12 protein-coding genes are annotated in these 15,116 nt (G+C 66.1%); 4 read left to right on the forward strand and 8 right to left on the reverse strand.

Annotation, left to right across the window (positions count from 1 at the left end; genetic code table 11):
- The first annotated feature begins 9 nt into the window (after positions 1–9).
- On the forward strand, positions 10–1,371 hold the full coding sequence (locus ACFVVM_RS16450) for an Hsp70 family protein (RefSeq protein WP_387618335.1): 1,362 nt from the start codon (positions 10–12) through the stop codon (positions 1,369–1,371).
- Position 1,372: 1 nt separating this feature from the next.
- Here the strand turns inward: ACFVVM_RS16450 and ACFVVM_RS16455 are convergent, their stop codons facing one another.
- A complete protein-coding gene (locus ACFVVM_RS16455) occupies positions 1,373–2,647 on the reverse strand; it encodes a YibE/F family protein (RefSeq protein WP_387618338.1) in 1,275 nt (424 codons plus the stop codon).
- A gap of 628 nt (positions 2,648–3,275) precedes the next feature.
- Positions 3,276–5,255 carry an NACHT domain-containing protein gene (locus ACFVVM_RS16460; protein ID WP_387618341.1) on the reverse strand — a complete coding sequence of 660 codons (1,980 nt, stop codon included), beginning with the start codon at positions 5,253–5,255 and terminating at the stop codon, positions 3,276–3,278.
- A 318-nt stretch (positions 5,256–5,573) separates the two neighbouring features.
- Here ACFVVM_RS16460 and ACFVVM_RS16465 point away from each other — a divergent pair, with 318 nt between their 5' ends.
- Together ACFVVM_RS16465 and ACFVVM_RS16470 are read left to right on the forward strand one after the other, a co-directional pair.
- Positions 5,574–5,831 (forward strand): hypothetical protein, encoded by a 258-nt coding sequence (locus ACFVVM_RS16465; protein ID WP_387618344.1) that lies wholly within the window; start codon positions 5,574–5,576, stop codon positions 5,829–5,831.
- 261 nt (positions 5,832–6,092) lie between these two features.
- Positions 6,093–6,959 (forward strand): hypothetical protein, encoded by an 867-nt coding sequence (locus tag ACFVVM_RS16470; protein ID WP_387618347.1) that lies wholly within the window; start codon positions 6,093–6,095, stop codon positions 6,957–6,959.
- 177 nt (positions 6,960–7,136) lie between these two features.
- On the opposite strand, the gene ACFVVM_RS16475 is transcribed toward ACFVVM_RS16470, so the two are convergent.
- Positions 7,137–7,379, reverse strand: a complete 243-nt coding sequence (locus ACFVVM_RS16475) for a hypothetical protein (RefSeq protein WP_387618349.1) — start codon at positions 7,377–7,379, stop codon at positions 7,137–7,139.
- A 280-nt stretch (positions 7,380–7,659) separates the two neighbouring features.
- On the opposite strand from ACFVVM_RS16475, the gene ACFVVM_RS16480 reads away from it, so the two are divergent.
- Positions 7,660–9,246 carry a hypothetical protein gene (locus tag ACFVVM_RS16480; protein ID WP_387618352.1) on the forward strand — a complete coding sequence of 529 codons (1,587 nt, stop codon included), beginning with the start codon at positions 7,660–7,662 and terminating at the stop codon, positions 9,244–9,246.
- Positions 9,247–10,187: 941 nt separating this feature from the next.
- Here the strand turns inward: ACFVVM_RS16480 and ACFVVM_RS16485 are convergent.
- The 5 genes from ACFVVM_RS16485 to ACFVVM_RS16505 are packed head-to-tail and all read right to left on the reverse strand — an operon-like array spanning position 10,188 to position 15,066.
- Entirely contained in the window at positions 10,188–10,802 is a 615-nt protein-coding gene (locus tag ACFVVM_RS16485; protein WP_387618355.1) for an ATP/GTP-binding protein, read from the reverse strand.
- Positions 10,783–11,154, reverse strand: coding sequence for a DUF742 domain-containing protein (locus ACFVVM_RS16490; protein ID WP_387618358.1), 372 nt, complete (start codon positions 11,152–11,154; stop codon positions 10,783–10,785). Before ACFVVM_RS16490 ends, ACFVVM_RS16485 begins: the two co-directional genes overlap by 20 nt.
- On the reverse strand, positions 11,151–11,546 hold the full coding sequence (locus ACFVVM_RS16495; protein ID WP_387618361.1) for a roadblock/LC7 domain-containing protein: 396 nt from the start codon (positions 11,544–11,546) through the stop codon (positions 11,151–11,153). Before ACFVVM_RS16495 ends, ACFVVM_RS16490 begins: the two co-directional genes overlap by 4 nt.
- Positions 11,543–13,861 (reverse strand): nitrate- and nitrite sensing domain-containing protein, encoded by a 2,319-nt coding sequence (locus ACFVVM_RS16500; RefSeq protein WP_387618365.1) that lies wholly within the window; start codon positions 13,859–13,861, stop codon positions 11,543–11,545. The genes ACFVVM_RS16495 and ACFVVM_RS16500 overlap by 4 nt, the downstream gene beginning before the upstream one ends.
- Before the next feature lie 23 nt (positions 13,862–13,884).
- Positions 13,885–15,066 carry a TetR/AcrR family transcriptional regulator gene (locus tag ACFVVM_RS16505; RefSeq protein WP_387618368.1) on the reverse strand — a complete coding sequence of 394 codons (1,182 nt, stop codon included), beginning with the start codon at positions 15,064–15,066 and terminating at the stop codon, positions 13,885–13,887.
- Positions 15,067–15,116: the final 50 nt, after the last annotated feature.

Below are 15,116 nucleotides of genomic sequence, written 5' to 3' on the forward strand. Positions count from 1 at the left end.
GGGCAGCTGATGAGTTCGGTTCTGGGAGTTTCGGTGGGGGCGGGCTCGGTGCGCCTCGCGCGCCCGCAACTCGGCGGTCCCCAGGGCAATCATGCGCCGTATTCGTTCGAACTGCAGTCGATTTCGATGCCGGAGCAGCAGGCCGAGGAAGCGGCCGCGGATGTGATCGCCGGCGCGCTGACCGCGTCTCCGGAGATCACCGCGACCACCATCACCTTCCGCAGCGAGCCGCAGGCCAGGGCGATCCGCGCCGCGATGGCGCGCCGCCAGCTCACCAACTACCAGCTCGTGCCCGAGGCGGTGGCCGCCGTGCACTTCGCGCACGCGACCAGCGATATGCGCGAGGTGTCGGCGCTGGCCGTCTACGACCTGGGCAGTTCGGGTCTCACGGTGAGTGTGGTGAACGCGCGCACCAGCGATGTCTACCAGTGCGAGCGGATCAGCGACATCAGCGGCGACTACCTGGATTCGCTGATCCGCGAGCAGCAGATCGCCTCGGGCCGGATCGCGCATCCGGCCGATCCGGCGGGCCTGGCCGCGCTCGACGGGCTGTGCCGGGCCGCCAAGGAGCAGCTGTCGAACAACAACGCGGTGGCGCTGCCGAGCGAGCAGGGCCTCGTGCTGCTCACGCAGGAGAATTTCGAAGCGCTGATGATGCTGGCGATCGAGTCGTCGGCGCGGATGGCCCGTGATGTGATCATCCGCGCGCAGCATCCGGTGCAGGCGATCCTAGTGGTCGGTGGCGGCGCGCGGATTCCGCTGATCGCGCGGGTGCTCGAGCGCACGATCGGTGTTCCGGTGATCGTGCCCGGCGAGCCGGAGGCCGCGCTGGCCCGCGGCGCCGCGCTGCTGGCCAGGCCCGCGCAGGTCCAGCAGGCACCCGCCGCCGCACCCGTGGCCATGCCGCTCGGCGAGGAGCACGATTCGACTCCGGCCTGGCTGACCGCGCCCGCCCGCCGTCGCGGTCCGCTCAGCGCCCTCACCAACCGCGCGCATTCGCGCCGCGAGCTCAATGCCGCTGTCCTGACGGTGAGTTCGCTGGTGGTCGTCGCCGCGATCGGCCTCGGCCTCGGCTATGGCCCCGAGGTGCTGGAGCGCGGTTCGGCCAGCGAGGACTCGCAGGCGGTACCGGCGACCACGCCACCGAGGCCCAGCGTCGCGACGCCGACTTCCGCGCCGGTCACCACCACCGAGGCCGTGCACGAGACCGTGGCCGCGCCGCCGGTGCGCCAGCAGGCCGAGGAGCCCACCGACGCCGCGCCACCGCCGCCGGGCCCGAACACCTACACCGTGGTGCCGGGCCTGCCGCCGATCGTCGTGCCGACGCTGCCGCCGGTGGTGCTGCCGGGCTTCCCCGGCCCCGGCCAGTAGCTCAGTCGCGCGCGTGCCGTGCCCGCTGCGGCGGGGCGACGGGCACCTTGCCGCCGAAGGGCCGGGCGAGCATGACCGCGATGGCGGTGGTCAACGGCACCGACAGGGCGAGCGCGATGCCGCCGACCGCGGAGCGGGTGATCTCGATGGCCACCGCGTCACCGGTGAGCACGTCGGTGATGGACCGTCCGGCGATGCTGAACAACAGCAGCAGCGGGAGCGCGCCACCGGCGTAGGCGAGCACCAGGGTGTAGACGGTGCTGGCGATGTGATCGCGGCCGACGCGCATGGCGGCGGTGAAGATCTCGCGGCGCGAGGCGCCCTCGTCGAGTGCGGCGAGTTCGAAGGCCGCCGAGGCCTGGGTGATGGTCACATCGTTGAGCACACCCAGCGAACCGATGATGAACCCGGCCAGCAGCAGGCCCGTGATGCTGACGTGCTGGATATAGGTGGCCACATTGGTGTTCTGCTCTTCGGACAGGCCCGTGAGGTGGGTGATCTCCAACGCCACCCAGGACAGGAACGCCGCGACCAGCATCGAGGCGAGCGTCCCGAGCAGCGCCGAACTGGTCCGCAGATTCACCCCGTGCGCGAGGTAGAGGACCACGTAGAGAATCAGTGCTCCCGACACCAGCGCGACGGGGATCGCGGGCTTGCTGTCGAGCAGCGCGGGCAGCAGGAACATCACCACGACGGCGAACGCGAAACCGAGCCCGATGATCGCCCGCAGACCCCGCCACCGCGCCACGATCACGATCACCAGTACGAACGCGAGCCCGATCAGCGTCAGCGGCAGCCCACGCGAGTAGTCCTCGAACCCGTACATCGTGATGCCACTCGGATCGGCCGCCCGCACGATCCGGATGTCGTCTCCCGCGCGCAGATCCGGCTGCCCCGGCCCCGGCGCGATCTCGAACAGCGTCTTCTTGCCCTCGTCCGGCCCCGACCGGATGTCGATGATGCTGCGCTGACACGTATAGGCCGAGGTCCGCGGCGCCTCCGGCGCATCGACGAACACCCGCCCGTTCGACGGACTCCCACAGGCCCCCACATCCTGCATCACCACCGTCCCGGCCTCGGTGTGCACCGCCTCCCCGGCCACCGTCTGCATCGGCAACGGAATCTCGACGTGCTGCTCACTGGGCCACAACATCACCGTGGCGATCAGAACCACCACCCCGATGACAGCCAACAGCCCCACGACAACCCGCGCCGCGGTGTCACCGATGGCTATCGGCCCAGAATGATCGTGATGGTGGTGATGATGATCGCTCACGCCCAAACCTTAAGGGATGTCGTTTTCAAGAACGACCCAAGCAACCCGACACCACGCAAAGCTCCCCGAGATCACGCAAGCACATGGGTAACTCCATGTACTCGCAATGCTTTAGCATGCGTTGAATGTCGTTGTCAACGTTGGCAGTGTGGGGTGTTGTTGGTTCAGTAGTCTGCTGAACAGCAGATCCGCCGAAACTGGGCCAGTTGTGGCTGTGATGTCAGTTACTTGCGTTGGGCCGCGTGGGCCGCGCTGGTTCACGTCAGCCAATAAATGGCGGGTTTGATGACAAGCCACGACGGTTGGCCAGCGACCATGTTGGGGACGGCCAATCGGGTGCTGTGCGGGTTGCAGTCGCCCGGGCTGCCTGGCGGAGTCGGACGGTCAGCGCGGTGGAACCCACGAGTCGGTCGGGTTCGTCGCGCAGGGCGTCGGGTCATCGTCGGTGGCGGCCTGCAGGTTCGCGCCAGGCCTGCGTCAAAAGTATGCGGGTGGGGTCAGGTTGAGGGCGGCGCTTCCGCCCTTGCCGTGCCGACGGGCCTCGTACCTTGCACCTTCACCTGAAGCACATACGGTAAATGACCGGACCGCCGGACCTCGTGCATTTCAATGCGCGCTCGGCTCTGCCCTAGCTGGCAGTAGGAACTGGAGATACGTCATCAGGTGAACGGGGCGAGTCTGAAACGCGGGAATGGTGGAGGAGCCACTGCTGGTAGGTCTGGTGCCGGAACTGGTAGGCAGTGGCGTTGACTCGAAGCAGGCCACTGTCGCGCGCCCAATCGAGGAGAACGGCAGGACGGCCCGGAAAGACCCCGGTGATCTTGAACAGAAGCACGGCCAGGAAGAACCGGCCGCTGACGAGCACGCGCAGCAGCGTGATCGGGAGCCCGAACATCAGCCCGAAGGCGAGCCCGGCCGCGAGGCCGACCGCCAACTTGGCACCGAGACTGAACGCGATCCCGGCTGCGAGCCCGAACAAGAGCCCCATGGCTCCGTAGAGGAGCGCTGCCTGCAGGTCGTTGCGAATCAGGTGTCGCGCATCCGTTCCCAAAGCGAGCTGATCGTCGGCCTCGGTTTCGAGCCCAAACATGAGCCCGAACATGAGCCAGAATATAGGCCCGACCGTGAGCCCGGCCGTGAGCCCAGCCGGGAGCCCGGCCGGGACCCCGGCCGTGAGCCCACCGAGGATCACGCCGATGAACATGCCCGCGAGCCCGAACGCGAGTCCCCGCGGCCACCGCGTTCGGGTGGGCACTTTCCAAGCAATGCGTGCGGCGCGGGGAAACCTTGCGAGCCCGGCCGTGAGCCCAAACGCGAGCCCGACCGGGAGCCCGACAATTAGCCCGACAATGAGCCTGTTAGCGGACTCGTACGCGAGCCCGCCTGTGAACCCGACCATGAGCTCGAACACGAACCAGCCCGTTAACCCGTATATGAGTCCAACTAGGAGTGCGAGGGCCAGTCCGTGGAGGAGGCGGATTCGGGTGGTGCCAGCGATTTCCCAGATTTCGTCGAGGCGGATGGCGGTGCCGTTGTGGCCGCTGGCTCGGCGGTGTTCGAGATGCCGAGCCAGCGTGTGGAGCCATTTCTCGACGTTGTCGCTGGTGTAATCGCGGAACTGTTTGTTGTCGTCGGTACCGGCGATGGCGGCGGGGATCTGCGCGGCGAACAATCCATCGCGCACAGCTCCGGGCGTGGTGCAGTCGAGCAGCGCGGTAGTAGTCTGCGGGGTTCGGTGCAGGGCGGTGGCGATCAGGCCGAGCATCCACGGGTTGCGCAGGGTCACGGCCAAGGGGGTGTCGGGGTGCTGGCGCAGATGGGTGGTGATCCGGTTCCAGGCGGGGTGTTTGGCATTGATCCGGTGCTGGTAGCGGGTGAGGTAGTCTGCGGGCTGGTTGGTGGTGAGAGGGTCGAGGATAACCGTGGCCGCGCCGTGCAGGCCGTTGTCGCCGCCTGCCTGGGCGAGGTGGTCGAATTCGGTACTGCGGCACAGCACGACGGCGGGGCGGTGTGCCCATTCGCGTTCGTTGAGCCGGTCCAGCAGCGCTCTGGCACGTTTCCCGCTGGTGGTGTCGTCGTCCATTTCGTCGAGGCCGTCGAGTATGGGCAGGATCATCCCGCTCTTGACCATCTTCTCGGCCACGTGGGCCCGCAGCTGATAGTCCACCCCCAGCCTGGTGACAAGCCAGGTGGAGAATTCTTGCCCGCCGTCCCATCCGGCGGTGTTGACCCGGACCGGCACAGGTTCAGCGGCTCGGCGGGTCACTGCAAGCAGTTCGCTGCGCCGTTGGATCAGGCTGCGTACGAGGTAGGTGGCTGCGACGGTCTTGCCAGCACCTGGGTCGCCGAGCACGACCAGCCGCCGTGGCTGTTCGAGTAGGTCGAAATAGGTGGATATCTCGTCGACCTCGGCAGAATCGATCCCCGCTTCCAGCTGCGGATGCGCGGCGGCAGTGAACCTGACGGGCATGAGTGCCCCCTGCCCGGCACGCAGTTCCTGCTGGACTTGCATTTCGGCTTGATCGACTGCGGCGGAGAGGCCGTCGGCAAGCCCGGCCAAGGAGGCCCAGTCCGACTTCGGTCGCCACCATCGAAACAGTCCCTTCATCGCGGCCGTAGCAGCCCCCGCCGCAGCGCGTGCGGCGCCAGCCTCTATCCCTGTCACACGAAACAGCCTGCCATCGAAGTGTTTCCCTCACAGCACTTCTGAGTGGCGAGAGGCAACCGCAATCGCCGTGTAAATGCTCCGCTGGACTCCCGGAGGCATCGACGCACGCTACGCCCCGTAGCCACGACGTCGCAGGTTTGTGCCCTAGGCGGGGCACATCGAAGATGGTAACGCAGGCGACCTGGGGATCTCCTCTGGCCGACTAGTAATCGAAGTGGATTTCGCCCTTGGCTGAGGGGCAACGAGGTGTCAGCGGCGGTGCAAGCAGGCCCAGTCAGTCGCTACGGCGTGGGCGCCGGATTCCGGGCGATCGGCCTGACACCACGCCAACTGCGGGAGCACCGGATCCTCGACGAAGCGCTCCATACCGCCGATCCAGTCGCGCTGATCACCGTGTTCGGGATGGGCGTCACCACTGCGATGCGTTACCTGCGGGCCGCCCACCCCGACGGATTGTCCGGCGACTCACCACCGCCAGACCAGGCCGCAGCCGTGCAGCCCGCCACCGGTCGCTGAGCGTTGGCGGGCATTAGATCGGTCCCACCGGGAACTCGGCGTCATCGCGACCTGGGCGCGATCCGCGACCGGCTTCGCTCAAGCCGAGCGTCGGCGAGGTCTGCATCGGGCCGTCACCGCAGCCCGGGACCGGCATCAACAACGCGCCAACGTGATCTGAGTTCCACGACGGTAGTCTGCCGGTCGATTCCTTGGCTCGACGAGCCGCTCGATGTCTGGCCGAGTCCGCAGCGTGATGCTCGATTGAAGGGAGCAACCTCTATGGCTCATAACCCGGACAAGGCCACCCGGACCAACCTCCAAGCACTCCAGGACGCGATCGGTGTAAACATCACTGACGTGGTCGAGTGGGTGTTTCCCATGCTCGCGTCGGTGTGGTTGTGGACGGTGATCGCCACCCGCCGGTTCGAGTTGACGCCTGTCCTCTGGTGTGGGGAGGTCCTGGCCAATGTCGGCGTCGGAGACCGGTGGGCGCAGACGGTCGATGCCTGGCTGGCGACGCGCTCAGCGCTGTATCCGGTCCTGATCCTGAGCGCGGCGTTGTTGTCCGCGTGGGCGACCTGGGGGCGGCCCGCGCTGAACAACCTGGTGACGATCGTCGTGTTCTCGGCGATGAGCATGCATTCCGCCTTCGTCACGCTACGTTGGTTCGTGGCTGCGACGTTGGGAGCGTGCGCACTCGCGATCGCCCTCGACTATGTACGTCAGTGGCGAGAAGGGAAGGAGACTTACTCCGTCCAACCGAAACTGTCGGTTGCGATCTGGTGGTGGGGTGCCGGGGTGCTGGTCATCACGTGGCTCCTCGGCCCTCTCCGCCTACTGTACGAGTTGATCAAGAACTACCGCGTGCCCTCCGTCGACATCGATTTTGATCTTCCAAGCTTCCACGCCGCTGCCAAACAGCTGCCGCGAGTCCCACTGACCCAGGTCCCGGCAGACGATGGGCTGGCCTTCCTCGCGCACGCGATCCTCGTGGCTGGCGACGCCGACGAGCGAAAGACGGCGTTGCGCGGACTAGCTCGCCGTAACCAAGGCGCTGTCATCGGCGCACCGGAATCATGCTGGTCGCAACTCGCCGAGGCAGACCGCGCGCGAGCAGGCGCGCAGGATTGGCACGTCAAGAACTAGACCACCGATGCGGCGGAGGGTCGCCGCATGTGTGGTGGAGGGAAGCGGACCGAGCGGTTACGGCAATCGTTGGCGGATTGGGTGGCGTCGGAACACGCGAACTGGTGGCGGCACAGCAGAGGCCCCCAACTTGGTTGGGGGCCTCTGCTTACCTCGGTGGTGAAGTGACGCTGGGTATTACGGGTTCGTGCTGATCTGAACCGGCGTGGAAGCTCCGGGGCGGATCTCGACTTCAAGCTGCTGTCCGTACAGGATGCACAGCACGATGCCGACCCCGATCGTGGGCCACTTCAGCTTCTTCAGCATCTTGCGGCCGCTGAAGCGAAACGACCCGTGCATGACGATGTCGAACGAGACATCATCGGGATTGTTCGACCGATCTTTACCGGAATGAGACCTGTCCGGCGTAAGCTTTGTCAAGCGCGCACCTCCTGTTGGTGATTTGACTGGGAGTCGGAGAACTAGCTGGCGTGTTGCCATCAGTGGCGTTTCCCCTGGACCGGGAGGCGCCACTTCTCTTGCGGCGCACGGATTGCCGCATTCCTCAGATTACTGCCGCGTAGGCGTATGTACAGCTACGATCGAGATCCGAAAGTGGCGCTACGTCCTGAACTCCGAGGTCGGCTCGCGACCACTGCGCTGATGCTGTGGATTGGCCACACATTGGCGCCGATCCAGGGGAAGGATGCCGGGCGCAGTGGTGGATTCGACCGCGCGAAATTCGGACATCGCACGCAAGCGCAACACCCGGGAGAAGATCCTGGACGCCGCTCACGCCTTGGTCACCAACAGCTCCGAGGCCAGCTCCAGCTTCCTGACCGAGCCGACGAGGACCGCGTTGGCCAAGCAGGCGGGCATCCACGTGCAGACATTTCGGAAGCACTTTCGCGACTGGGCCGAGGTGTGCGCGGCCTTGGCCGAGCGGTACCGCATCACACCCGGCATGACGACGCCCGACAACGTTCGGCACTGGGCGCAGGAACACTACGATCGAGAGGGGCGCGACAAGATCATCGCCGCGCCCGTCGGCACCGACGAACTTCGTAATCGGTTCGCCGCGGCAACCATGGCCGACGATGACACCGAACTTGCCGAGTCCGGCCTCGTCCTGGTGCAGACGCTGTCCGGCAGGCCCGTGGACATGGCCATGCACGCGCGGGAGATCATCGAGTGCGCCAAGACCGTTCGGGCTCGCCTCGATGCAAGTTCGAACCACCAGGCCCTGAACTCCGCGTTGCAGATCAACGACGTTGCAGTGCAGGCTCATCGCCACCTCGCCAAAGGGCCCGGTGGCCACGGAAACAGTGCCTCGGAACGAGTTCGTCTTCTTCAGCAGATCAGCGACGACAGCGACGGTGACACCGCCGAGCAGACCCGCCAGATGGTTGATCGTGCACTGCACGAACCTCGGCACCTCCAGGCGATCGTCCGCATCAAGCGGTGGGACCAGCAGATCAGCGAGCGCCTCGGGCTACGTGTGAGAGCCGTGTTGTCGAAGTTCCACAGTGCGCGCGCCGAGGCGATGATCGGCAATCTGCCCGAGGACGAGATCGCCGCGCTCAGGGAGGTTGTGCTCGGGCTGCGTCGTCTGCAAAAGGGCGAGCACCCGGAGTACGCCGACACCTCGGACATCGTGATGCTGGTCGCTCGCCTGGCCGGTGTGAGCTTGGCGTACGCGGACCAGCTGAAAGACGGAGAACTCGCCGAGACCCGCACCGACCTCCTGCGTCTGTTCCGGACCAATGACCACGAGAACCGTCAGCTCAAGGTTGATGCCCAGGCTCTGTTCAAGCTCGTGGACGGTGAACCGGTCGAAGCCACGGGACTGCTTCGCGCTCTCCGCTTTCAGGGGCCCGGCGACTACCTGATCGCCCGCTACCTCGCCGACCAGGCCGAGCTGAGCGACCAGGACATCGTGGACCGCTTCGGCACGTCACTGGGCCCGCCGGACCACGTGCGGATCTTGCTGCTCAACAGAGCGTGTACCTGCTACGAGCGCGTCAGTACAACCTCGCGGGTGAGTGGCTGTGCCGCACGACTTGCGGGGATGTCACAGGCCGACATCTCGGCCGCGCGCGCGAAGATCAGAAATCTCAGCGGTGATACAGATTTGCCCACCACGCCGACCGGTGAGCAAACCATCGAACACCTGCTCCGCAACATCAACGACCTCGTTCACCGCGCGGTGCTGGGGAACGTGATGGACAAGCGACAGGTCGGTACTCTCGTCAATGCCCTCGACCCCATCCGCACCTTCTTGATGGGCAGGGCGATACACCGGCTGTGATGATGTGCCGAGGCGTGCGCCCACAGGACGCCTCCGGCGGCGCGCAGCCACGACTGTGCGGCAACCGACCCGGACACCTTCTGTGGACCCCGATGGTGCATGGTCGGCTCGCCCGTCCCGGCAAAGCTGCCGCGCACGGCGACTGACAAGCAGGTAGCGGCACGGCTGTGAACAGAAGCCGAAGCCCTCACCGGCGTCTCCGTGCCGATCGAGCTCTGAACCATCCCAACACCATTTACCCCGATCCAAGCAGCGGATCGCCCGCGCACTCAACGCAGTGAGGAGCTCAACGTGCCTTCCGTTGATCGGCGGAGGTTCTGGCCGGGCTTGTTGAGAAAGGGGCTCGACGGGCTGGGGTGCCGCGTCGGACAGCTATTCGGCTAGAACCGGCAGCGGCCTCGGCGATTCACCGTCTCGCCAGGTTGAGATCGATATTCGCCTCTATGGCGACTACTGCATCTGAGTTGGGTGCGCTGAGCGATGCGCTGGCGAGTTCGCGACGGTGGGTTCACGAGCTGGGATCGTTCGGACTACCCTGTTGACGATCTTGCGGCGTCTAGACCTATGCGTTTCGAGATGCCGTGTACTGGTTGTCTTCGTCCGCGAGGCGCTCAGCGCACGTCTCAGCCTGTGGCAGGCCGGGTAGTGCCCGCGTCGATCGTGACTACGGCCAACGCCGGTACTCCCACGACGGCCGCGACCAACAAGAGATCGGCGAGCGGGTGCGGCCATGCATCGGTATCCTTCTTGCCAGGGCGGGGCTCACGTGCACCGAGAGTAGCCGCTTGCGTGAATCACCAAAGAAGACACCGTGATTGCGGGTAGGTGCCAACCGGGGTTAAACGACCTCATCGCCGTCAGCGGCTAGTGAGGAGTAGGTCAGATCGCGACTGATCCTACGGACGCTCGGTGCGCTGCCGCCTCGATGAACGGGTGGTGGTTCAGGTAGTAATGGGTTTGCGTCTCGTCAGTTCGATGAGGTGCCAGACGAGGGTGAGCAGGATGTTCTTCGCCGAGTCCCGGTGGCGGGCGTCGCACAGCAGCACCGGGGTGTGTGGGTCGAGGTCGAGTGCCTCGCGCACCTCCTGCTCGGCGTAGCGGGGTGCGCCGTCGAAGCAGTTGACGCCCACCATGAACGGCAGCCCGCGCCGTTCGAAGTAGTCCACCGCCGCGAACGAACTGCCCAGCCTGCGCGTGTCGGCGAGCACGACAGCGCCCAGCGCGCCGCGCGCGAGCTCATCCCACAGGAACCAGAACCGGTCCTGTCCGGGAGTGCCGAACAGGTAGAGCACCAGATCGGAATCGATGGTGATGCGGCCGAAATCCAGTGCGACCGTGGTGGTCTGCTTGGACTCCACGCCGGACAGGTCATCGACACCGGAGCTGACCTCGGTGATGAGTTCCTCGGTGCGCAGCGGCGCGATCTCGCTGATCGCCGAGACCATCGTGGTCTTGCCGACGCCGAAACCACCGGCGACGAGGATCTTGACCGACGCGGCCAACTGCTGGGCCTCCTGCGGGTCGAGCGGCGCAGGATCAAAGTCTTCTGATGCCATCGAGTACTGCTCGCAATATGTTGAGATCGCCGGCGCCTGCCTCGGTGTGCACCGGAGCCCGGAAGATCAAGTGTCCCTCGCCGATCAGGTCGCCGACGAGAATCTTTGTCACAGCAAGTGGAAGCCGCAAACTCGCCGCGACTTCGGCCACCGACAGCGGCACCTGGCACACCGCGATGATGCTCTCGTATTCTTGCTCTGGCCTGGGTCGATGCGTGAGTCCCGAGGTGGTGACGAGCGTGGCGACGTCCAGATCGTGGGCTGCGCCCATGGTGCGGCCGCGGGTGATCGCGTAGGGGCGGATCAACGGTCCGGCCGCGTCGTCGAACCACGAGTTGTCCTGGCGTGTCATGGTAAGCGCGCCGGGGTGGACAGATAGATACCGACGCGTTGCACCGTGACGTTCATTTCGTAGGCCACCATTCCCAGGTTCGCCGAATCCGACGCTTGCAGGGCCAGACACGCGTTGTCACCGGCGGCGGTGACGAACAGGACGGCCCGGTCGAGTTCGACCACGGCCTGGCGCACCCCGCCGCCGTCGAAGCGGTGGCCCGCGCTGCGCGCCAGACCGTAGAGGGTGCACGACATGGCGGCGAAGTGCTCGGCATCTTCGCGGCTGAAGGCGGTGGAGCGGCCGAGTAGCAGCCCGTCGGTGGACAGGACCACCGCGTGCCGCACGCCGGCCAGCCGATCCACCAGATCGTCCAGGAGCCAGTTGAGGTCGCCGGGTTGGGAAGCGGTCACTGCACGCCTTTCTGTTGGTCGGTGGGCTGCGCGCGGCGGCCCTGCCGTGTTCCGTTCTCGATGGCCGACATCAGGTCTCTGGCCTGTTCGGCCGATTGTTCCCGCTCGCTGGTCGCGGGTGTAGCCGACGACGGATTCGCCAGTTCCGGAGCGAGATTCGCTTGTCGTGTGCGTTTGGGCAGCGCGGGCCTGCCGTCGGGGGTCGTTCCGACCGCTGCCTGAGGCGTCGGCGGGGGCAGCGGCGGTTCGGGCGGCGCGACGGTCAGCACCGCACCTGGTGTGGGCCAGGCCATGGGAGGTTCGGCGTGTGCCGTCGAATGCCACGACCGACCTGCCGGTTCGGCGAATACGGGGGAGAGAGGTGCGTCGGGGGTCGCCAGCAGTGTGGTCGGGATGAGCACGATGGCGCGGATGCCGCCGTAGTCGGAGTCGGCCAGCCGCACGGTGACGCCGTGGCGCCGACCGAGTTGGGCCACCACGAACAGTCCCAGCCGTGAGTTCACCGACAGTGCCGCGAGGCCGAAGTCCGGTGGATCACTCAGCATCTCGTTGAGCCGCTGCAGTTCGGCTGCGGGCAGGCCCATGCCCTGGTCGCTGATCTCCACGACTACGCCCCGGCCGACAACGTTGCCGGAGATCTCGACTTTGGATTGTGGCGGCGAGAAGGAAGTAGCGTTGTCGACGAGCTCGGAGAGCAGGTGCACGAGATCGGCGACGACGGTACCGGGTACGTGTACGTCGGGAAGTTTCGTGATCCGGACTCTGGCGAAGTCGACGGTTTCGGCGATCGATGACCGCACCAGGTCGATGAGCGAAATGGGATGGCGCCACTGCCGTCCCGGTTGCTCGCCGCCGAGGATGATGAGGTTCTCGGCGTTGCGGCGCTCGCGCGTGGCGAGGTGATCGAGCTTGAACAGCGTCTCCAACAGGGCCGGGTCCTCCTGCCGGGCCTCGGCCTCGTCCAGGATCTCCAACTGGCGGTGCACCACGACCTGGCTGCGGTGCGCGATATTGAGGAACACCGCCTTGACACCCTCGCGGGTGCGGGCCTCGTCGACCGCGGCTTCGACGGCGGCGGCGTGCGCGTGCTCGAACGCTTTGGCCACTTCGCCGATCTCGTCGTCGCCGTAATCCAGACGCGGAGTCTCGGCGGCCAGGTCGATCCGTTCGCCCGCCCGCAGTCGCCGCATCATGGTGGGCAGGTTGTCGTCGGCCAGTGACATGGTCTCGTCACGCAACCGTTTCAGCCTGCGGATGACACGGTTGGCCAGGAACAGTGCGATGAGAAGGGCGGCGATGCTGACCAGCAGCACGCCACCACCGCCGTAGAGCGAGGCGCGCGCTGAATCGCTCGCTTTGCGCTCGGCGAGAGCCTGGGTGTTCAGGCTCTGGCCGGTGTAGACCTCAAGCAAGTCCTGGTGGACCTCACCGGCAGCGCTGCGCCACTGTTCCATCGACAGTGGCAGTGGTGCCTCGGTGCCCTCACCGGTGCTTCGTGTCCGTGCGGTGCCGGAGTCGGCAGGCGCGAGAAGCCGTGCGATGACTGCGTTCTCCATCTCGGCGAGCTGCGCCCAGGCCGGGGTGCCCATGATGGCTTTCATCGTCTCGCCTTGGCTGGTGCCGGGCTCGGTGACAATAGTGCCGGCCATGGTGCGGTAGAAGCCCACCTGGTCCAGGAACTCCTGCGGGGTCAGCGGAGGTTGACCGCCCGCGGTGACGGTGGCGTAAGCCAACGTATGCGCGCGAGCCATCGCGTCGGCGGTATAGAACAGGCGGAAGCCTTCAGTGACTTCTTTGCCGATCTCGGCGTCGGGTACGGCGTCGTGGGCGATCTGAGCGCCTGCGCGCACCACGTCGAGCATCCGGTTGTAGAAGTCGTAGGCGTCAGCGGACGGTAGCTGGCGGGCGTCGACGGCGGTCCGGATGCCGGTGAGATGCTCGCCCAGCGCGGCGAACCCTCCGAGATCGTCGCCGATGTCGGTGTGGGCAGCCGAGCGGACGTCGGCGGACATGTCGATCAGTTGCGCGAACGCGCTGTTCGTCTTTGCGCGAGCGGCTGTCAGTGCGGGCATCGCACTGTCGTCACCGGCCAGATACGTCATTGTGAGATGTCGCTCCTGGTGGACGGCCTCCACCAGCTCACTGGTGGGCGGGATGGCGGCAAGCATCTGCGCCGCCCAGTCGCTGTCTTGTCTGGCCTGCTCTACCAGGTACCCGGCCGCGCCGATGCCTGCCACGAGCAGTGCCATACTCGGCACGAGCGCGATCGCCAGAATTCGGGCACGGACGCCGAGCCTCGGTCTGAGCTTTGCCACCATTCGATCCACGTGGCGTTCTCCTATGAAATCGGTATTTCGGTCCGCGAACGATCCGCGGTTCCCGCGAGTCGGAGCGCGAGGGATGTGATCGCGCGATCGGCGCCTTTGAGCCGCAGGTGGGACGTCGTCGCGATGTCGTTGATGGTGAAGAGGATGGCTTGGACGCGGATGCGCGCGTCGGACTCGTCGGCGCGTTCGAGTACCTGGCGCAGTACCCCGACCCATTCGGTGATGTACGCATGCTGCGCGGCGCGTGACTGGCTGCGTTCGGCGTCGGGCAGTTGATCGACCTCGGAGACGAGCAATTCGATGATGTCGCCGTGCGTCATCGCGAATTCCCGGTAGCTGTCGATCAGCCGAGTGAGTGCGTCGATCGGACTGATCGAGTGTTCGAACGCGCGGTAGAGGTCGGCTCGCAGGATCTCGTTCCCGCGCATCATGGCCGCCGAGAGAATCTCGGCCTTGGTGGCGAAGTGGTTGTAGATGCTCGGCCCCGTGATCCCGATCGCCGCGCCGATGTCTTCCAGAGACACTCCGGTGAAGCCGTGGGCGGCGAACAGTTGGGTCGCGGTGGCGAGGATCTGCTCGCGTCGCGACGGCCACCACGGCCGCGGCGCCACGGTCACAGACGGAATACGTTGCAGTGGTGGAACTTCCGCTGTTGCCGCGTTTCGCATGAGCGGCTCGATCAGTTCGGGTGGGGTGTCGATGTTGTGGAATGAAACGCTGGTGACCACCGCGAGGACCGCCCAGGCCAGGAAGTCGGCCTGGGTCGAGTCGAGTTCGGGGCGGTCGCGGTGGATCAGCGCGGCGAGGGCTGCGCCGATCCGCTGGATCTGACTGCGCAACACGTGTCGGGTGTCGTCGCTGAGATGGCGCGATTCCCGCCGCCACAGCACACCGATCGCCCGCGCGTCGCTCACTCGCGACGCGAGCTCGGCGATGAAGTCGTCGCCGGGTCGGTCCAGCGCGTCGAGGAGGATCTGTTCCGCGGTGGTCAGCGCGTCGGACACGACGGCTTCCAGCAGATCGTTCTTGGTGGGGAAGTGGTGGTAGAGGGAGGAGGGCGCGACGGCCACCGCGTCGGCGATGTCCTTCATCCCCACCTTGGGGTATCCATCGCGACGGAAGAGCTGGGCGGCAGCCGAGAGGATCAGCGCTCGCCTGTTCGACGGGCGTGTCTTGCGCGCGGGATGGGTCATGGCTCAACTACCTTTCTGACGCCGTCGGCTCGGAGCATGGGACAGCGTCG

Source organism: Nocardia sp. NPDC058176 (assembly GCF_042883805.1).
Classification (GTDB): domain Bacteria; phylum Actinomycetota; class Actinomycetes; order Mycobacteriales; family Mycobacteriaceae; genus Nocardia.